Consider the following 18,227-nt stretch of genomic DNA (forward strand, 5'->3'; position numbering starts at 1 on the left):
GTCAAAACACCAGTTCGAACTGCGCCGTGGCAAGAACGGCGCCGTTTACCATCAGGTCTACCCGGTGTGTGCCCGCATAATGCGTGCGTGTCGTGAAGTCGCGCATGGCGCGCCGGATGGATAGCGACAACGGGGCATCGGGCCCAAGCGTCAGTTCTTTCCATTTGAAAACCTTGGCGGAGGTCCCGCCGGATTTTTTCACATAGTGGACGACGTAATCCACCACCAATCGCTGCTCCCGCGTGCTCAAGGAAACGATATCCGCCGCGATTTCGACCGCGCTTCCGAGACTGACCTTTTCTGGGGTGGCGGTAAACCTGACGATGTCGATCTCCGCCGCCTGCCCGGCGCCCAATTGGGCCAGGGCGCGCGGAGTGCCTTTCTTCACGAGGCTCCGCAACGCCTGCCGGATGATCCACACCGTCTGCGGATTGCCTGACGGCCAAGCGGCCATCTTGTCCAGCACCCAGTCTGGATGGTCCTTGGTGATGTCGTTCAGGTGGTTTGCCACGGATTTTCGCACATAAAGGCTCGCATCGGCACGCAAGGTGTCAAGGATCGGCCAGACAGGATCGGGGTTGGCGATCAGGTCTTTCAACTGGAAGGACCACGGCAGTCGCGGGCGGCATCCCTCGCTTGCCAGCCGGCGCACATGTTCGTTTTCATCCGTGGCCCAGCGCTGCATGACGGCAAGTGTGCCCGTCATATCCTGCTGCAGGAAAGGCCGGACGGAAAATTCCGAGGAACCGAAACGCGTAAAAAAACGCAGGGCGTCCAGCGATATCTCGGGATGGTGCAGCCCATGCAACGCCACATATTCCGACAGCGTGATCGACGCAAAGCCGTGATTGATGCGCGGCGCAAGTGCCTTCAGGATCTCGAGATTTTCGAGATAACCACCGGGCAGGACCGCATGGAAACTCTGTGCGATCTGCCGCAATCTCTGCATGATCGAGAGGTCGGCGAGATTGTCGGACGCCAGTTCGATAAACCGCGTCTCGTCAAAGCCTTCATAAACAGCGCGTGTTTCGCGCGCGAAATGCGCAAGGCGATCACGGTTGAAAATCTCCTTCAGCAGGGGAGGTGAATCCGTTTCGCCTTCGACCATCTTGCCACCTTCGTGTTCACGATTTGTTTCGTAGCCTGTTCAAGGATTTTCGGCAAGAGGATATGAAAAAACCGGCCGACATGGGTCGGCCGGTTTCGTGGTCACGATAATGCGGGGATCGTATCAGCTCATCTGGCTGACGAAGCGGGTTTCCATGTAGGCTTCCACCGCTTCCGAGCCGCCTTCCGTGCCGTAGCCGGAATCCTTGATGCCGCCGAAAGGCACTTCCGGGATGGCAAAGCCATTGTGGTTGATGGTGAGCATGCCGGCTTCCATCTGGCGGCCAAGCGCGTGTGCGGTCTTGACCGAGCCGGTGAAGGCGTAAGATGCAAGACCGAACGGCAGGCGGTTGGCTTCTGCCATGGCATCATCGATCGTCGAGAAGCGGTTGACGATGGCGATCGGGCCAAAAGGCTCTTCGTTCATCATCTTGGCTGTCGTCGGCACGTCGACGAGAACCGTCGGCTCGAAGAAGTGTCCCTTGTTGCCGATGCGCTTGCCACCGGTCTTCAGGATGGCGCCCTTCGACACGGCATCATTGATCATGTCTTCCATGGCCGGGATGCGGCGCTCGTTGGCGAGCGGACCCATGGTCACATCACCTTCGAGGCCGTTGCCGACCTTCAGGCCCTCGGCATATTTCACGATGCCGTCGATGAACTGGTCGGCCACGCCGTCCTGGATGAGGAAGCGCGTCGGGGCAACGCAGACCTGGCCGGCATTGCGGAACTTGGCCGAGGCCGACACTTCGATGGCCTTTGCCAGATCGGCATCGTCGAAGACGACAACAGGCGCATGGCCGCCGAGTTCCATCGTTGCACGCTTCATGTGCTTGCCGGCAAGTGCCGCCAGATGTTTGCCAACCGGCGTGGAGCCGGTGAACGAGATCTTGCGGATAACCGGATGCGGAATGAGGTATTCCGAGATTTCGGCGGGAACGCCATAAACGAGGTTGACGACACCTGCGGGAATGCCGGCATCGGCAAAGGCGCGGATGAGTTCGGCCGGCGATGCCGGGGTTTCCTCAGGGGCCTTGATGATGATGGAGCAGCCGGTGGCAACGGCGGCCGAAAGCTTGCGCACGATCTGGTTGATCGGGAAGTTCCACGGTGTAAAGGCAGCAACCGGGCCGATCGGGAATTTGACCGCCATGTTCGACACGCCGCCGAAGCGGGCCGGGATGATCTGGCCATAGGTGCGGCGGGCTTCTTCGGCAAACCAGTCGATCGTGTCGGCGGCATTGATGATTTCAGCCTTGGACTGGCCAAGCGGCTTGCCCTGTTCGCGCGTCATCAGCCAGGCGATGTAATCGATGCGCTCGCGCAGAATGTCGGCGGCCTTGCGCATCATCTTGGAGCGTTCGAAGGCGGACGTGTCACGCCAGATCTTAAAACCCTTGTCGGCAGCCTCAAGCGCCAGGTCCAGATCGGCCTTTTCCGCATGGGCAATCTTGCCGATGATTTCCTGCGTTGCAGGGTCTTCCACGGTAATGGTCTTGCCGCTGATGGCATCGCGCCATTCGCCGTTGATGAAAAGCTTTACGTCAGGATAGCTATGCATGGAGGGGCCTCAATTCTTAGTCTTTTAAAACGGATGGTGTGGGAGGCAGGGCGTGGGAGGAGCGCCGCCTGTTCTGGAAGGTTCACCCCTCAGTTAGGACAAAAAGGCGCGACATTCAACGGCAGAGGCGAAAAGTATGACTAATAAAAAGGACCGGGAGAGGCATCTCCCGGTCCTTTTCAACTGTGTGCGGCGCTGTCTGAACGGATCAGAAAAACGCCTGGATGCCGGTCTGCGCGCGCCCGAGGATGAGCGCATGAACGTCATGCGTGCCCTCGTAGGTGTTGACGGTTTCGAGGTTCTGCGCGTGGCGCATGACATGGTATTCAATCTGGATGCCGTTGCCGCCATGCATGTCGCGGGCCTGGCGGGCAATATCGAGCGCCTTGCCGCAATTGTTGCGCTTCATGATGGAGATCATCTCCGGCGCCATCTTGTGTTCGTCCATCAGGCGGCCGACGCGAAGAGAGCCCTGCAGGCCAAGGGCGATCTCGGTCTGCATGTCGGCAAGCTTCTTCTGGTAAAGCTGCGTGCCGGCAAGCGGCTTTCCGAACTGCTTGCGATCGAGACCGTATTGACGCGCGCGCAGCCAGCAATCTTCGGCAGCGCCCATCACGCCCCAGGAAATGCCGTAGCGGGCACGGTTGAGGCAGCCGAACGGGCCTTTCAGGCCAGAGACGTTGGGCAGCAATGCATCTTCACCCACTTCGACGCTATCCATGACGATTTCGCCGGTGATCGAGGCGCGCAGCGACAGCTTGCCGCCGATTTTCGGCGCCGAAAGTCCCTTCATGCCCTTTTCCAGCACGAAGCCGCGGATCTCGTTATTGTGCGCTTCCGACTTTGCCCAGACGACGAAGACGTCGGCGATCGGCGCGTTGGAAATCCACATTTTGGAGCCGCGCAACCGGTAGCCGCCCTCGATCTTTTCGGCGCGCGTTTTCATGCCGCCGGGATCGGAGCCGGCATCCGGCTCGGTGAGGCCGAAACAGCCGATGAGTTCGCCAGACACGAGGCCCGGCAGATATTTCTGTTTCTGCTCGTCCGAGCCATAGGCAAAGATCGGGTAGATAACGAGGGAGGACTGCACGCTCATCATCGAGCGGTAACCGCTGTCGATGCGCTCCACTTCGCGGGCAACGAGGCCGTAAGCCACATAACCGGCATCGGCCGCGCCATATTCTTCCGGCAGGGTAACGCCCAATAGCCCGGCCTTGCCCATCAGCCGAAAAAGTTCCGGCTCGGTGGTTTCGGACAAATAGGCTTCCTGAATGCGGGGCAGAAGCTCGGCCTTGCCGAAGGCGGCGGCCGCATCGCGAATCATCCGCTCGTCTTCGCTCAACTGCTCATCGAGAAGAAAGGGATCTTCCCAGGAAAATGCTGCACGGTCGCTCAATGGAACCTCCACTTTCAAACTGTGGGGGAGTTATCGGCCATGCGCGCCTTAGCGTCCAGCGCCGTTTACTCACGATGACATGAGCTATAGGAATGCGGTATGTCCAATGTCAGCCGCAAGCTTTTACCCTCCACCAGCGCTCTCGCCGCCTTCGAATCCGTCGCGCGGCTCGGCAGCTTTTCCAATGCCGCCGACGAGCTTTCGTTGACGCAAGGGGCGATAAGCCGCCAGATTTCCGGCCTTGAGGACCAGCTCGGTATCCTGCTCTTTGATCGCTCCAGCCGGGGCGTGGCGCTGACGGAAGCCGGCCGCGCCTATGCCCGCGCCATCGGCGGCGCCCTGTCACAGATCCGTGCCGCCTCGCTGCAGGCCATGACCAAACGGCATGGCGATACGCTGAACCTTGCAATGTTGCCGACCTTTGGCACGCGATGGCTTTTGCCGCGCATTCCCCGTTTTGTCGCCGCCCATCCGGAGATTACGCTGAACTTTGCCACCCGCATCGGCATGTTCGATTTCGAGCAGGATGGGCTGGATGTCGCGATCCATATCGGCCAGCCCAACTGGCCGGGCGCCGATTGCACCTTCCTGATGGACGAGATGGTGGCGCCGGTGTGCAGCCCGGCATTCCTCGCAAAAAATCCGATTTCGCAGCCGGCCGATCTCCTGCCGCTGCCGCTTCTGCACATGGCGTCGCGCCCCGGCGCCTGGACGCATTTTTTCGAAAGCCTTGCAGTCTCAGGCACGCCGGCGCCGGGTATGCGGTTTGAACAGTTTTCAAGCGTGGCGCAGGCCTGTAGCGCTGGCCTTGGCGTGGCGCTGATGCCGCTGTTTCTCATCGAATCCGAACTTGCGGCGGGAGATCTGGTGCAGGCACTGCCGCAGCAGGTGCGCAGCCCCAGTTCCTATTATGTCGTTGCCCCCATCACCCGCGTCGAGTTCCGTCCGGTCAAGCTGTTTCGCGCCTGGCTGATCGAGGAAGTCGGCCGCTGGCGCGATGAGCCCTATTATGCCTGATCCGGAGTTTTTGATGCAGCCCCACGAGTTCTGGCAGGAGGTTCATCCCCCCGCAAGTTTTCCTGACGACGGCCCGTTCGAGACCTTTTATCCCGCAGGCTTTGCCGATGGCCGCCAGCTTCGCCTGCCGATCCGGCCGCTGCCGGATGGTCGCCATGCACTGGCCTCCCTTATCATCAACCAGGCCAGTTTTGCCGTGGTGGAGGCGCTCGCCGCAGATCTTGCAAACCGCATCGCGCCGCTGAAGCCGGATGTGGTCGTGGGGCTTCCGACACTGGGTCTGACGCTTGCCGCAGCCCTTGCCCGCCATCTTGGCCATCAGCGTTATGTGCCGCTCGGGACCTCTCGAAAATTCTGGTACGAGGAAGGTCTTTCCGTGCCGCTCTCTTCCATCACCACGCCCGAGCAGGTGAAGCGGCTTTATGTCGATCCGCGTATGCTGCCGCTGATGGAGGGCAGGCGCGTTGTCCTGGTCGATGACGTGATTTCGAGCGGCAGTTCGATTGTCGCGGGCCTCGGCCTCATGCAGGCGGTGGGCGTTGCACCGGTCGCCATAGGCGCCGCCATGCTGCAGTCGGAACGGTGGCATGCCACGCTTGATACCTCTGGGGCCGGGTGGCGGCCGCTGGTGCAGGGTGTGCTCAAAACGCCGATGCTGACGAAACTTGCAGACGGGCGCTGGCAGTAATCGCCGGCAGTAGTTGTGCGTTGCGGCACTTTCCTCCTTGCCGACAGTTTGTAGATAGGCCTAGGATCAACATCTGATCGAGTGCTTTTGTATGACAATTCGGAATTCTGTAATGGAACCTGTGTTCGACGGCCACAATGATGTTCTCCTGCGGCTGTGGCGCAACAAGCGCAATGGCGCCGATCCGGTGGCGGAATTCGTCAAGGGAACACGCGAGGGCCATATCGATGGGCCGCGCGCCCGCGCCGGCGGTCTGGTGGGCGGTCTTTGCGCCATCTACATTCCCTCCGGCGACCTCATCCTCAAGGAACCCGACGTCAACGGGCACTATTATACGCCGCTGGCCGCCCCGCTGGAACGCGCTGCTTCCTTGGATATTGCGCTCGAAAAATTTGCCATTGCGCTGAAGCTGCACGAAGCGGGCGCCTGGCGGATCTGCCGCTCCGTGTCGGAGATCCGCGAGGCCATCGGCGAAGGGCAGTTTGCCGCTGTCATCCATATGGAAGGCTGTGAGGCAATCGATCACGATCTGTCTGTGCTTGAGGTCTTTCATGCGGCCGGCCTGCGTTCGCTAGGCCCCGTCTGGAGCCGCCACAATGCCTTTGGCCATGGCGTGCCCTTTGCCTATCCGTTGTCGCCGGATACAGGGCCCGGCCTGACCGATCTCGGGTTTGAACTGGTGAAAGCCTGCGACCGGCTGGGCATCCTCATCGATCTCGCCCACATCACTGAAAAAGGTTTCTGGGATGTCGCAAACACATCGACCCAGCCGCTGGTGGCCAGCCATTCCAATGTCCATGCGCTAACGGCGGTGGCGCGCAATCTTACCGATCGGCAGATGGATGCGATCCGCGAACGCAAGGGCATTGTCGGTCTCAACTATGCCGTCACCATGTTGCGAGCCGATGCGCGCGATGACGCCAATACCAGCCTCGACCTGATGGTGCGCCACATTGATTATATGGTGGAGCGTATGGGCATCGATTGCGTCGGCCTGGGTTCCGACTTCGATGGCGCCACCGTTCCTGCTGATATCCGCGACGCCAGCGGCAACCAGAAACTGGTTGCGGCCCTGAAAGCTGCGGGCTACGCTTCCGAGGATCTTCAAAAACTGTGCCGCGAAAACTGGCTGCGGGTTCTGGCAACCGCCTGGCACGAGGCCGACTGAACGCTTTCCGACGTGTTTAAAAACCTATAAAAACAGGGGACCATCATGACTGTCATGCACCGCAACCTTAGCCTTCTGGCAACCAGCGCGCTGCTTTCGCTTGCCGTTCTGTCGGCGCCGCAGGCCTTTGCCGCAACACCCGCCGATACGCTGGTCGAAGGTTTTGCCATCGACGATATCATCACGCTCGATCCCGGCGAGGCGTTCGAGCTTTCGGCAGCGGAAGTCACCGCCAACACCTATAGCAAGCTCGTCATGCTCGATCCCAAGGACACGTCCAAGGTGATCGGCGAACTCGCCGACAGCTGGACGATTTCCGATGATGGCCTGACCTATACGTTCAAGATGAAGCCGGGCCTGAAGTTTGCCTCCGGCAACCCGATCACCGCAGCCGATGTGGCCTATTCCTTCGAGCGCGCCGTCAAGCTCGACAAGTCGCCGGCTTTCCTGCTGACGCAGTTCGGTCTCACCGGCGACAACATCACCGACAAGGCGAAAGCCGTCGATGACCTCACCTTCGCGTTCACCGTCGACAAGCCCTATGCGCCGAGCTTCGTGCTGAACGTGCTGACCGCAACGGTCGCCTCCGTCGTCGACAAGCAGTTTGTCGTCTCCAAGGCAAAGCCGGTGACGCCGACAGCCGAATACAAATACGACAACGATTTCGGCAACGAGTTCCTGAAAACCGGTTTTGCCGGTTCCGGCGCCTACAAGATCGTCACCTGGCGCGCCAACGAAGCCGTCGTGCTGGAAGCCAACCCGAACTTCTTCGGCGAAAAGGCCAAGATCAAGCGCGTCATCTATCGCCACATGAAGGAAAGCTCGGGCCAGCGTCTGGCGCTGGAAAATGGCGATATCGATATCGCCCGCAACCTCGAGCCGAACGACCTTGCTGCCATCTCGGGCAAGAAGGATCTCGCCACGATTTCCGCGCCGAAGGGCACGCTCTATTATTTCAGCCTCAACCAGAAGAACCCCAACCTTGCGAAGCCTGAAGTGCGCGAGGCATTCAAGTATCTGGTCGATTACGATGCCATCGGCGAAACGCTGATCAAGGGCATCGGCAAGATCCACCAGTCCTTCCTGCCGGAGGGACAGCTCGGCGCCTCCAGCGAAAACCCTTACAAGCTGGATGTGGCAAAGGCCAAGGAACTGCTGGCGAAGGCCGGCCTGAAGGACGGCTTCACCGTCACCATGGACGTGCGCAACACGCAGCCGGTGACGGGCATTGCCGAAGCCGTACAGCAGACGCTCGGGCAGGCTGGCATCAAGCTGGAAATCATCCCCGGCGATGGCAAGCAGACGCTGACGAAGTTCCGTGCCCGCACGCATGATATCTATATCGGTCAGTGGGGTTCGGACTATTTCGACCCGAACTCGAACGCGGAAACCTTCACCAGCAACTATGACAATTCCGACCAGGGCAAGACCAAGACGCTCGCCTGGCGCAATGCCTGGGACGTGCCGGAACTGACAAAGAAGTCGCAGTCGGCGCTTCTGGAAAAGGATTCCGCCAAACGCGCGGCGATCTATCAGGACCTGCAGAAGGAAGTTCTGCAGACGAGCCCCTTCGTCGTCATCTTCCAGCAGGTGGAAGTTGCCGGTTATTCGGCCAAGCTGAAGGATTTCAAGCTGGGTCCGAGCTTTGATACCAACTTCGTCTACACGATCTCGAAGTGATCCGCGGAAAGGTCTGATCCCTTGACGCTTCCTGAAACAACGGGTGCGGTGCGGCCACGTCGCCGCACCGCAAGCCCGGCCTGGGGCCTGCTGCGCTTTGCCGTCACTGTCGTGACGACATTCCTCGGCCTTCTCGCTGTGACCTTTTTCATCGGCCGGGTCATCCCCATCGATCCGGCGCTTGCCATCGTTGGCGATCGCGCGCCGGCCCATGTGGTGGAACGGGTGCGCGAGCAGCTGGGCCTCAATCTGCCGCTCTGGCACCAGTTCCTGCTGTATCTGAAGCAGGTTCTGTCTGGCGATTTCGGTATCTCGGTGCTGTCGTCCAATCCGGTCATGGAGGATATCCGCCGGGTCTTTCCGGCAACGCTGGAGCTTGCGACACTCGGCACGTTGATCGGTGCCGTCTTCGGCATTCCGCTTGGGGTGCTTGCAGCCGTGCGCCGGGGTAGTCTGGTGGACCAGGTAGTGCGTGTCATCGGCCTCATCGGTTATTCCGTGCCGGTGTTCTGGCTGGCGCTTCTGGCGCTGCTGTTCTTTTACGCCAAGCTCAACTGGGTCGCTTATCCCGGCCGCATCGATGTCGTTTACGAATACACGTTCACGCCGATCACCGGCCTTTTCATGCTCGATGCGATCATCCAGCGGCAATGGGATGTGCTGTGGGATCTCTTCCGCCACATCATCCTGCCAGCCTCGCTGCTCGGATATTTCTCGCTCGCCTATATCAGCCGCATGACGCGCTCCTTCATGCTGAACGAACTGGCGCAGGAATATATCGTTGCCGCCCGGGCCAAGGGTCTGTCTGAAACCCGCATCATCTGGTTCCACGCGCTGCGCAATGCCGCCGTGCCGCTGCTGACCGTGATTGCACTTTCCTATGCCGGCCTGCTCGAAGGCTCTGTGCTGACGGAGACGATCTTTGCCTGGCCGGGCATCGGGCTTTACATCACCAATTCGCTGCAGAACGCCGATATCAATGCCGTGCTCGGCGGCACCATCGTCATCGGTGCGGTCTTCATCACCATCAATCTTCTGTCCGATCTTCTCTACCGGACGCTCGATCCGAGGACGCGCAGACGATGAGCATGCCGGACACCACCTTGAAACCCTATAGCCGCGAATGGCTGCTGTCGGACCGTCCCACCTCGCGCCGTCAGGCAAAGCTCGGCCGTGCCTATGTGATCTGGCGGCGGTTTTCGGAAAACCGGCTGGCACTGCTCGGCCTGATGATCATCCTCGCGCTGATCGTCATTGCCGGCCTGGCCGATCTCATCTCGCCGTATAATCCTGTCATCGGTGATCTGCGCAATGCGCGCCTTCTGCCGCCGGGCGCCGATGGTTATATCCTCGGCACCGACGATCAGGGCCGCGACATTCTCTCGCGCCTCATCCACGGCTCGCGCCTCACGTTGCTCGTCGTGGTGCTGGTGGCCATCATTGCAGCCCCCATCGGCCTTATCGTCGGCACTGTCGCCGGTTATGCCGGCGGCTGGATCGATGCGGTGCTGATGCGCATTACCGACATTTTTCTGGCGTTTCCGAAGCTGGTGCTGGCGCTGGCGCTGGTGGCAGCGCTTGGTCCCGGCATTGAAAACGCCATTCTCGCCATCGCCGTCACCTCCTGGCCGCCCTATGCGCGTATTGCCCGGGCGGAAACGCTGACCTTCCGCAATTCGGAATTCATTGCCGCCGTGCAGTTGATGGGCGCCTCGCCGTTTCGCATCGTGTTGCGCCACGTCATTCCGCTCTGCACGTCCTCGCTCATCGTGCGCGTCACGCTCGACATGGCGGGCATCATTCTCACGGCGGCGGGCCTCGGTTTTCTCGGCCTCGGTGCGCAGCCGCCGCTTCCCGAATGGGGTGCGATGATTGCGTCTGGCCGCCGTTTCATTCTCGATCAATGGTGGGTCGCGGCCATGCCCGGTTTTGCCATCCTCATCGTCAGCCTCGGTTTCAACCTGCTCGGCGATGGCCTGCGCGATGCGCTCGATCCGAAGGAGGCCGGCCAATGAACCCGCTTCTGACGGTGGATGATCTGCGCGTGTCCTTCCCAACCCGCACGGGGCAGGTGGATGCGGTGCGCGGCGTGTCCTTCACGCTTGGCAAGGAACGATTGGGCATCGTCGGCGAATCCGGCTCCGGCAAGTCGCAGACCGGCCGCGCCATCATGGGCCTGACGCCCGGCCACGCAAAGATCAGCGCAAAAACGCTGTCCTTCGATGGCATCGATCTTCTCTCTGCGTCCGCCAAACAGCGCCGCAGCCTGCGCGGCAAGCGCGTTGCGATGATCCTGCAGGATCCGAAATATTCGCTGAACCCGGTCATGACCATCGGGCGCCAGATCATCGAGACCCTGCGCACCCACGAGCGGGTGTCGTTTAATGAGGGCAGGGCGCGTGCGCTTGCCATGCTGGAAGCGGTACAGATCAACGATCCCGAGCGCGTCTTCGAGCTTTATCCGCATGAAGTTTCCGGCGGCATGGGCCAGCGGGTGATGATCGCCATGATGCTGGTCTGCGGCCCCGAGCTTCTGATCGCCGACGAACCGACCTCTGCGCTCGACGTGACGGTGCAGCTGGAAGTGCTCGCCATCCTCGACAAGCTCGTCTCCGAACGCGGCATGGGCCTCATCTTCATCAGCCATGATCTGCGGCTGGTTTCGTCCTTCTGCGACCGCGTCATCGTCATGTATGCGGGACGCGTGGTGGAGGAACTGCCATCGGCCAATCTCTCCGAGGCGAAACACCCCTATACGCAAGGTCTTCTGAATTGCCTGCCGACGATTGGAACGCACCGCCATCCGCTTCCCGTTCTGGAACGCAAGCCGGAGTGGGCCTTATGAGCGCGTCAGCCCTTTCCGTCCGCAACATGGTGGTGGCCTTTGATGATTTCCTGGCGCTCGATGGCGTCAGCATTGATGTGCGCGAAGGCGAATCCTTCGGCATCGTTGGGGAATCGGGGTCTGGAAAATCGACGCTTCTGCGCGCCGTGGCCGGCTTGAACAGCTTTGAAAGCGGCAGCCTGACGGTTGCCGGCCAGAGCTACAAGGGCCAGAAGCGGACGAAGGAATTTTACCGCACCGTGCAGATGGTGTTTCAGGATCCCTATGGCTCGCTGCATCCGCGCCAGACGGTGGACCGGCTGCTGCTGGAACCGCTTGCTATCCACGGTTTTACCGATGTCGATGTCCGCATTGCCCGCGCGCTGGACGAAGTGGGCCTCGGCAGCGGTTTCCGCTTTCGTTATTCGCACCAGTTGTCCGGCGGCCAGCGCCAGCGTATCGCCATTGCCCGCGCGCTGATCCTGGAGCCGAAAATCCTGCTGCTCGATGAGCCGACCTCGGCGCTCGATGCCTCCATCCAGGCGGAAATCCTCAATCTTCTGGAACAGGCGCGCAGAGACCGCGGTCTCACCTTCGTCATGGTCAGCCACGACCTCGGCGTCATCAGCCACATGTGCGAACGCCTGACGGTGATGCGCAAGGGCGAGGTGGTGGAAACCGTGTCGGTCGAAGCGCTGGAAAAACGGGAATTTTCAGAGGATTATACCCGTGCGCTGCTGGTGGCGAGCGAAGGGTTTCGCCGGGATTGATGCGGCTTGGCGATGGCGCCACAGGATTAAGCGATGCAGCTTCGGGCCCTCATGTATTTCGACGAACTGGTGCGCACCAATTCGATGCGCGCGGCCGCCGAAAACCTCAATGTCGCGGCAACCGCCGTCAGCCGGCAGATCGAGAACCTTGAGCATTATTTTGGCACGGCGCTGGTGGAGCGCTCCAATCGCGGCATCAAGCTGACCGCTGCCGGCGAGCTTCTGGCGGCGCGTGCCGGGCGCACGCTGCGGGAACTCGAACATGTTCACCAGCTGATCGATGACCTCAAGGGCCTGCAACGCGGCAAGGTCACCATCTTTGCCAATGGCGCGACGGTTGCCAATCTGATTGCGCCTGTGCTGGCGGAATTCAGCCTGCGCTTTCCAAAGCTACGGTTCGAAGTGGCGATCACGAGCGCCAGACAGGCGCTCGATGCGCTGGCCTCTGCCGAAGCAGACCTCGTCGTCACCCTCTTTGCGCCAAAACTGTCGGGTGTTAAAGTGAGGCTGCGCTCCGAAATTACCTATGATCTGATCACTTCCGCCAATCATCCGGTGGCATTGCAGCCGGAGATTTCGCTGCGCGACATCGCCGCTCTGCCGCTGGCGCTGCCGGACAAGAGCTTTGGCGCACGGCAGGCTTTCGAGGAGCAGTTCTTGAAGATCGGCGTCGAACTCGATCCGGTTTTCGTGACCGGCTCACTGGAAATGCTGAAGGAACTGGTGCTGCGCGAGGCGGCAGTGACGCTTCTGCCGGCGCTTGCCGTCCACCGCGAAGTGCGCTCCGGCCAGCTGGCCGCCATCCCCATTTCTGCCGGCAAGGGCGTGCGCACGTCCATCGATCTCTGTGTGGCGCCGGATCGCCAATTGTCTTTTGCGGCCTCCAAGCTCGTCGATTTCATCGAAGCCTTCATGCGCGGCGCCGACCGGCCAAAACCCTCCGCGCGGGCGAAGAAATCGGTGTAGCGATTTCCGCTACACAGGGCACACAAAAATGCTAATTGTGTGTGCGCCTGCGAAGTGCCACTCTCTTCGCATAACCACGTTCCCCTTCGGCTTTACGCAAAGCAAAGGGCAGAGCGAGAACAAGGGGAAGTTCGAGAATGGGAAGCACATTCCTTCGTGCATCGACAGCGCTTTCGCGCCGCGCCGTGCTGGGGCTGGCACTGGCGGGAAGCCTCGTTGCCGGCCTCCACGGCACGGCCGAGGCAGCGGCAAAAACCACGCTGACGCTTGGCATGTCTGTCGAGCCGCCGGGACTTGATCCGACGGTTGCAGCCCCGGTCGCCGTGGGCCAGGTCACCTGGCAGAATGTCTTCGAAGGCCTCGTCACCATCAATGAAAAGGGCGAGATCAAGCCGCAGCTCGCCGAGAGCTGGGTGATTTCCGAGGATGGCCTCACCTATACGTTCAAGCTGCGCCAAGGCGTGACCTTCCACGATGGCGAGGCCTTCGATTCCGCCGTCGCGAAATTCACGCTCGACCGCGCCCGCGGGCCGGACAGCACCAATGGCCAGAAGCGCTTCTTCCAGGCAATCGATACGGTGGAGACGCCGGATGCCACGACGTTGGTCCTGAAGCTCAAGGCGCGTAACAGCAGCCTTCTCTACTGGCTCGGCTGGCCGGCCTCCGTCATGGTGGCGCCAAAAAATGCCGCAGATGCCAAGACCAACCCGATCGGCACCGGTCCGTTCAAATTCGTCAGCTGGACGAAGGGCGACCGCGTGGAGCTTGCCGCCAACCCGAACTATTGGGACAAGTCGGTCAAGGTGAAGCTGGAAAAGGTTGTCTTCCGCTTTGTCGCGGATGCGCAGGCTCAAGCGGCGGCCCTTAAATCCGGCGATATCGACGCCATCCCGGAATTTGCAGCCCCCGAACTCATCGAAGACCTGAAGGCCGACGACAAGCTCGCAACCGTCATCGGCAATACCGAGCTGAAGGTCGTGGCCGGCATGAACAGTGCCAAAAAGCCGTTCGATGACAAGCGTGTGCGCCAGGCGCTGATGATGGCGGTGGATCGCAAGACGCTGGTGGAAGGCGCTTGGTCCGGCTTCGGCACGCCCATCGGCAGCCATTATACGCCGAACGACCGCGGTTATGTGGACCTCACCGGCACGCATCCCTACGATCCGGAAAAGGCAAAGGCGCTACTGGCCGAAGCCGGTTATGGCAGCGGGCTCACCTTCACCATCAAGGCGCCGCAGATGGCCTATGCCCAGCGCTCCTCGCAGATGCTGCAGGCGATGTTTGCCGAAATTGGCGTGACGCTCAACATCGAAACCACCGAATTTCCGGCGAAATGGGTGGCGGATGTGTTCAAGGGCTCCAATTACGACATGACCATCGTTGCCCATGCCGAACCCATGGACATCGATATCTATGCGCGTGATCCCTATTACTTCAACTACAAGAACCCTGCTTTCAACGACGTGCTGAAGAAGGTGGAAGAAACCACCGATCCGGCAGCACAGGAAAAGCTCTATGGCGACGCGCAGAAGATCCTGGCCGACGATGTGCCGGCGCTTTATCTTTTCGTGATGCCGAAACTTGGCGTGTGGAACAAGAACCTCACCGGTCTCTGGGAACACGAGCCGATCCCCTCCAACGTGCTGACCAACGTCTCCTGGACGCAGTGATGCACGCCGGTCCCGGCGCCTGTTGCTCCGCCGGGACCCTTTTCCTCATCCACGAGACGGTTATGATCAGTTCAGGTGCTTGGCCCTTCTGCCACCATGCAGACGGGAAGGGGGATTTTGCGCACGGATTTCAGCCGTGCAGGCAAAGGCCCCGCTGCGGAGAAATGCGATGATCCTGTTGCTGGTCGCGCGGCGTTTTGCCGGGCTTTTGCTGACGCTCCTGATCGTGTCCGTGCTGATCTTCGTCATCATGGATCTTCTGCCGGGTGATCCTGCCTCCGTCATGCTCGGCACGTCGGCCACGCCGGAAACGCTGGCGGCGCTTCAGCGCCAGCTGGGGCTCGATCAGCCGCTGGCGCTTCGTTATCTTACCTGGATTGCGGCGGCCTTCCGGGGCGATCTCGGCACGTCCTATACCTATAGTGTGCCGGTGGCCGGCCTCATCGCCGAGCGGCTTGCGGTCACCGTGCCGCTGTCGCTGCTGGCGGTCGCGCTTTCCATGGCGATTGCCATTCCGCTCGGCGTCATCTCGGCAGGGCGGCGCAACAGCCTTGTCGATTACGGTGCAAGCGTCCTGTCGCAGGTGTTTATCGCGGTGCCCGGCTTCTGGGTCGGCCTGCTGCTGGTGCTGCTGTTTTCGGTCACGCTCGGCTGGATGCCGGCGGGCGGTTTCCCCGGCTGGGATAACGGTGTCTGGCCGGCGCTGAAGGCGCTGATCCTGCCGGCGGTGGCGCTGGCGCTGCCGCAGGCGGGCGTTCTCACCCGCGTTACCCGCACCGCCGTTCTGGAGGTGATGAACGAGGATTTCGTGCGCACCGCCCGCTCCAAGGGGCTTTCGGAAAAGACCGCGCTCTGGCTGCATGCGGTGCCCAATGCGCTGGTGCCGGTCGTCACCATTCTCGGGCTGCAATTCACCTTCCTGATTGCCGGTGCGGTGCTGGTGGAAAACGTCTTCAACCTGCCGGGCCTCGGGCGGCTTGCCTATCAGGCGCTGACACAGCGCGATATCATCGTCATGCAGAACGTCATCCTGTTTTTTTCCGGCCTCGTCATCATCATGAATTTCCTCGTGGATCTCGCCTATCTCGCGATCGATCCAAGGCTTCGGGCGGGAGTGCGCTGATGCGGTATCTGTTGCGCCGCCCGATCCTGCTCTCGGGTCTCGTCATCACCATCTTCCTCTTTGCCGTGGCACTTCTCTCGCTGGTCTGGACGCCGCTGCCGCCGACAAAGATGCAGATCATCCACAAGCTGAAGCCGCCGCTCGATGTCGGCCTTCTCGGCACCGATCATTTCGGCCGGGATATCGCCTCGATGTTGATGGTCGGCGCGTGGAATTCGCTGTCCACCTCGCTTCTGGCCGTCGCGATTGGGGCAACGCTCGGCACGCTGGTCGGCGTGTTTGTGGCGGCCGTGCGCGGTTTTACCGAAACTCTGGTCATGCGCGGCTGCGATATCATCTTTGCCGTGCCACCCATCCTGTCGGCGATGATGCTCGGCGCCTTCATGGGGTCGGGCCGGTTTACTGCAATCATCGCCATTGCCGTTTTCATGGTGCCGGTTTTTGCCCGCGTGACCCTTGGGGCGGCCAACCAGATCTGGACCCGGGATTACGTGACGGCCGCCATCGGCATGGGCCGCAACCGGGCAAAGATTACCATCACCCATATCCTGCCCAATATTTCAAACCAGATCATCGTGCAGGTGACGATCCAGCTCGGCCTTGCCATCCTCACCGAAGCCGGCCTCAGTTTTCTCGGGCTCGGCATGCCGCCGCCGACGCCCACATGGGGGCGCATGCTGTCTGATGCGCAGACCTATCTTGGCCAGGCGCCGTGGATGGCGCTGATGCCGGGCATGGCCATCGCGCTTGCGGTGCTCGGCCTCAATATGCTGGGCGATGGCCTGCGCGACCTTTTAGACCCTCGTGACCAATCCTGATTTCAGATCGAAGACATCACCATGAATGAATTGCTGACACTGACCATCCGGCAGGTCCGGACCCTCTTTGCCGAAAAAAACCTGTCGCCGCTCGAATACTGGCAGGCGGTGGAAGAGCGGATTGCCGCGTTCGAGCCGCATATCGCAGCCCTTTACCTCTATGCCCCCGAAAGCGCCCGCGCCCAGGCAAAAGCCTCCGGCGAGCGCTGGATGAAGGGCGAAACGCTCGGGCCCCTCGATGGCATTCCGGTGACGCTGAAGGAGCTGATTGCGACGAAGGGCGATCCGGTGCCGCTCGGCACCAAGGCCGTCGAACTGGTGCCGGCGCTTGCCGATGCGCCAATTGCCGCCCGCTGCCGGGAAGATGGCGCGGTGATCTTTGCCAAGACCACATGCCCTGATTACGGCATGTTGTCATCGGGCCTGTCGAGCTTCCACAAGCTGAGCCGCAACCCGTGGAATGTCAGCCAGAACCCCGGCGGATCGAGTGCGGGGGCGTCTGCGGCCGCCGCCGCCGGCTTCGGCCCTCTGCATGTCGGCACCGATATCGGCGGCTCCGTGCGGCTTCCGGCCGGCTGGACCGGCATTTTCGGCTTCAAGCCCAGCCAGGGGCGTATCCCGGTCGATCCCTATTATGTCGGGCGCTGCGCCGGGCCGATGACCCGAACGGTGGAAGACGCCGCCTTTTCCATGGAAACGCTGTCGCGGCCCGACTGGCGTGATGGCACGTCGCTGCCGCCCAACGCATTCGACTGGCTGGACCTCGATATGGATGTCCGTGGCCTGAAGATCGGCCTGATGCTGGATGCCGGAACCGGCCTTGCGCTGGAAGAAGAGGTCCGCGACGCGGTGGTGGCGGCAGCACGGATTTTCGAACAGGCCGGTGCTGAAATCGTGCCCGTCGGGCCGGTTATCACCCGTGCCATGCTGGATGGTCTCGACAATTTCTGGCGCTCCCGGTTCTGGGGCGATATCGAGGCGATGCCGGAGAGCCGTCGCGAAACGATCCTGCCCTATATCTATGACTGGGCAAGGGGCGGCGCCGATGTCTCTGGCGTCGATGCCGTGCGCGGCTTTAACCAGACCATCGAGATGCGAAAAACCTGCGGAAAGCTGTTCACCACCGTGGATGCAGTGATTTCGCCGACCAATCCCATTGTCTCCTATCCCGCCGAATGGGCCTCTCCCACCAATGATCCCGCCGCCCCCTTCGAACATATCGCCTTTACCGTGCCGTGGAACATGTCGGAACAGCCGGCCTCCTCGATCAATTGCGGTTTTTCGCGCTCGGGCATGCCGATCGGCCTGCAGATCGTCGGGCCGCGTTATGCAGATCAGTTCGTGCTGAAACTGTCAAAACTGTTCGAAACCCTGTCGGGCGGCATGCCGCGCTGGCCGGAACCGCCTGTGGGCTGACGCTTCCTCACGGCCGTGGTTGA

16 protein-coding genes are annotated in these 18,227 nt (G+C 61.1%); 13 read left to right on the forward strand and 3 right to left on the reverse strand.

The window, feature by feature from the left end:
* Position 1: 1 nt before the first annotated feature.
* From AC4CWH_RS00885 to AC4CWH_RS00895, 3 genes are all read right to left on the reverse strand, one after another.
* A complete protein-coding gene (locus tag AC4CWH_RS00885) occupies positions 2-1,108 on the reverse strand; it encodes a DNA alkylation repair protein (protein WP_491320001.1) in 1,107 nt (368 codons plus the stop codon).
* 123 nt (positions 1,109-1,231) lie between these two features.
* A complete protein-coding gene (locus AC4CWH_RS00890; protein ID WP_491320002.1) occupies positions 1,232-2,668 on the reverse strand; it encodes an NAD-dependent succinate-semialdehyde dehydrogenase in 1,437 nt (478 codons plus the stop codon).
* Positions 2,669-2,876: 208 nt separating this feature from the next.
* Positions 2,877-4,064 (reverse strand): acyl-CoA dehydrogenase, encoded by a 1,188-nt coding sequence (locus AC4CWH_RS00895; RefSeq protein ID WP_491320003.1) that lies wholly within the window; start codon positions 4,062-4,064, stop codon positions 2,877-2,879.
* A gap of 99 nt (positions 4,065-4,163) precedes the next feature.
* On the opposite strand from AC4CWH_RS00895, the gene AC4CWH_RS00900 reads away from it, so the two are divergent.
* The 13 genes from AC4CWH_RS00900 (at position 4,164) to AC4CWH_RS00960 (ending at position 18,204) form a co-directional block, all read left to right on the forward strand.
* Positions 4,164-5,081, forward strand: a complete 918-nt coding sequence (locus AC4CWH_RS00900) for a LysR family transcriptional regulator (RefSeq protein ID WP_491320004.1) — start codon at positions 4,164-4,166, stop codon at positions 5,079-5,081.
* A 13-nt stretch (positions 5,082-5,094) separates the two neighbouring features.
* The gene (locus AC4CWH_RS00905) at positions 5,095-5,769 is read left to right on the forward strand and encodes a phosphoribosyltransferase (RefSeq protein WP_491320005.1); all 675 of its coding nucleotides are present in this window, start codon (positions 5,095-5,097) and stop codon (positions 5,767-5,769) included.
* Between the two features lie 112 nt (positions 5,770-5,881).
* Positions 5,882-6,937, forward strand: coding sequence for a dipeptidase (locus tag AC4CWH_RS00910; RefSeq protein ID WP_491320006.1), 1,056 nt, complete (start codon positions 5,882-5,884; stop codon positions 6,935-6,937).
* 54 nt (positions 6,938-6,991) lie between these two features.
* Entirely contained in the window at positions 6,992-8,617 is a 1,626-nt protein-coding gene (locus tag AC4CWH_RS00915; protein WP_491321319.1) for an ABC transporter substrate-binding protein, read from the forward strand.
* A gap of 21 nt (positions 8,618-8,638) precedes the next feature.
* Positions 8,639-9,703: an ABC transporter permease gene (locus AC4CWH_RS00920; protein WP_491320007.1), complete on the forward strand. Its 1,065-nt coding sequence runs from the start codon at positions 8,639-8,641 to the stop codon at positions 9,701-9,703.
* A complete protein-coding gene (locus AC4CWH_RS00925) occupies positions 9,700-10,632 on the forward strand; it encodes an ABC transporter permease (RefSeq protein ID WP_491320008.1) in 933 nt (310 codons plus the stop codon). Before AC4CWH_RS00920 ends, AC4CWH_RS00925 begins: the two co-directional genes overlap by 4 nt.
* Complete coding sequence (locus AC4CWH_RS00930; RefSeq protein ID WP_491320009.1) at positions 10,629-11,462, forward strand: ABC transporter ATP-binding protein; 834 nt, start codon at positions 10,629-10,631, stop codon at positions 11,460-11,462. The genes AC4CWH_RS00925 and AC4CWH_RS00930 overlap by 4 nt, the downstream gene beginning before the upstream one ends.
* On the forward strand, positions 11,459-12,211 hold the full coding sequence (locus AC4CWH_RS00935) for an ABC transporter ATP-binding protein (protein ID WP_491283758.1): 753 nt from the start codon (positions 11,459-11,461) through the stop codon (positions 12,209-12,211). Before AC4CWH_RS00930 ends, AC4CWH_RS00935 begins: the two co-directional genes overlap by 4 nt.
* Before the next feature lie 33 nt (positions 12,212-12,244).
* Positions 12,245-13,177, forward strand: a complete 933-nt coding sequence (locus AC4CWH_RS00940) for a LysR family transcriptional regulator (protein ID WP_491320010.1) — start codon at positions 12,245-12,247, stop codon at positions 13,175-13,177.
* 137 nt (positions 13,178-13,314) lie between these two features.
* Entirely contained in the window at positions 13,315-14,847 is a 1,533-nt protein-coding gene (locus tag AC4CWH_RS00945; protein WP_491320011.1) for an ABC transporter substrate-binding protein, read from the forward strand.
* Positions 14,848-15,016: 169 nt separating this feature from the next.
* The gene (locus AC4CWH_RS00950; protein WP_491320012.1) at positions 15,017-15,970 is read left to right on the forward strand and encodes an ABC transporter permease; all 954 of its coding nucleotides are present in this window, start codon (positions 15,017-15,019) and stop codon (positions 15,968-15,970) included.
* Positions 15,970-16,788, forward strand: a complete 819-nt coding sequence (locus AC4CWH_RS00955; RefSeq protein WP_491320013.1) for an ABC transporter permease — start codon at positions 15,970-15,972, stop codon at positions 16,786-16,788. Before AC4CWH_RS00950 ends, AC4CWH_RS00955 begins: the two co-directional genes overlap by 1 nt.
* A 21-nt stretch (positions 16,789-16,809) precedes the next feature.
* Positions 16,810-18,204 (forward strand): amidase, encoded by a 1,395-nt coding sequence (locus tag AC4CWH_RS00960; protein ID WP_491320014.1) that lies wholly within the window; start codon positions 16,810-16,812, stop codon positions 18,202-18,204.
* The last annotated feature ends 23 nt before the right edge of the window (positions 18,205-18,227 follow it).

This window comes from Neorhizobium sp. PAMB6716, from assembly GCF_058242805.1.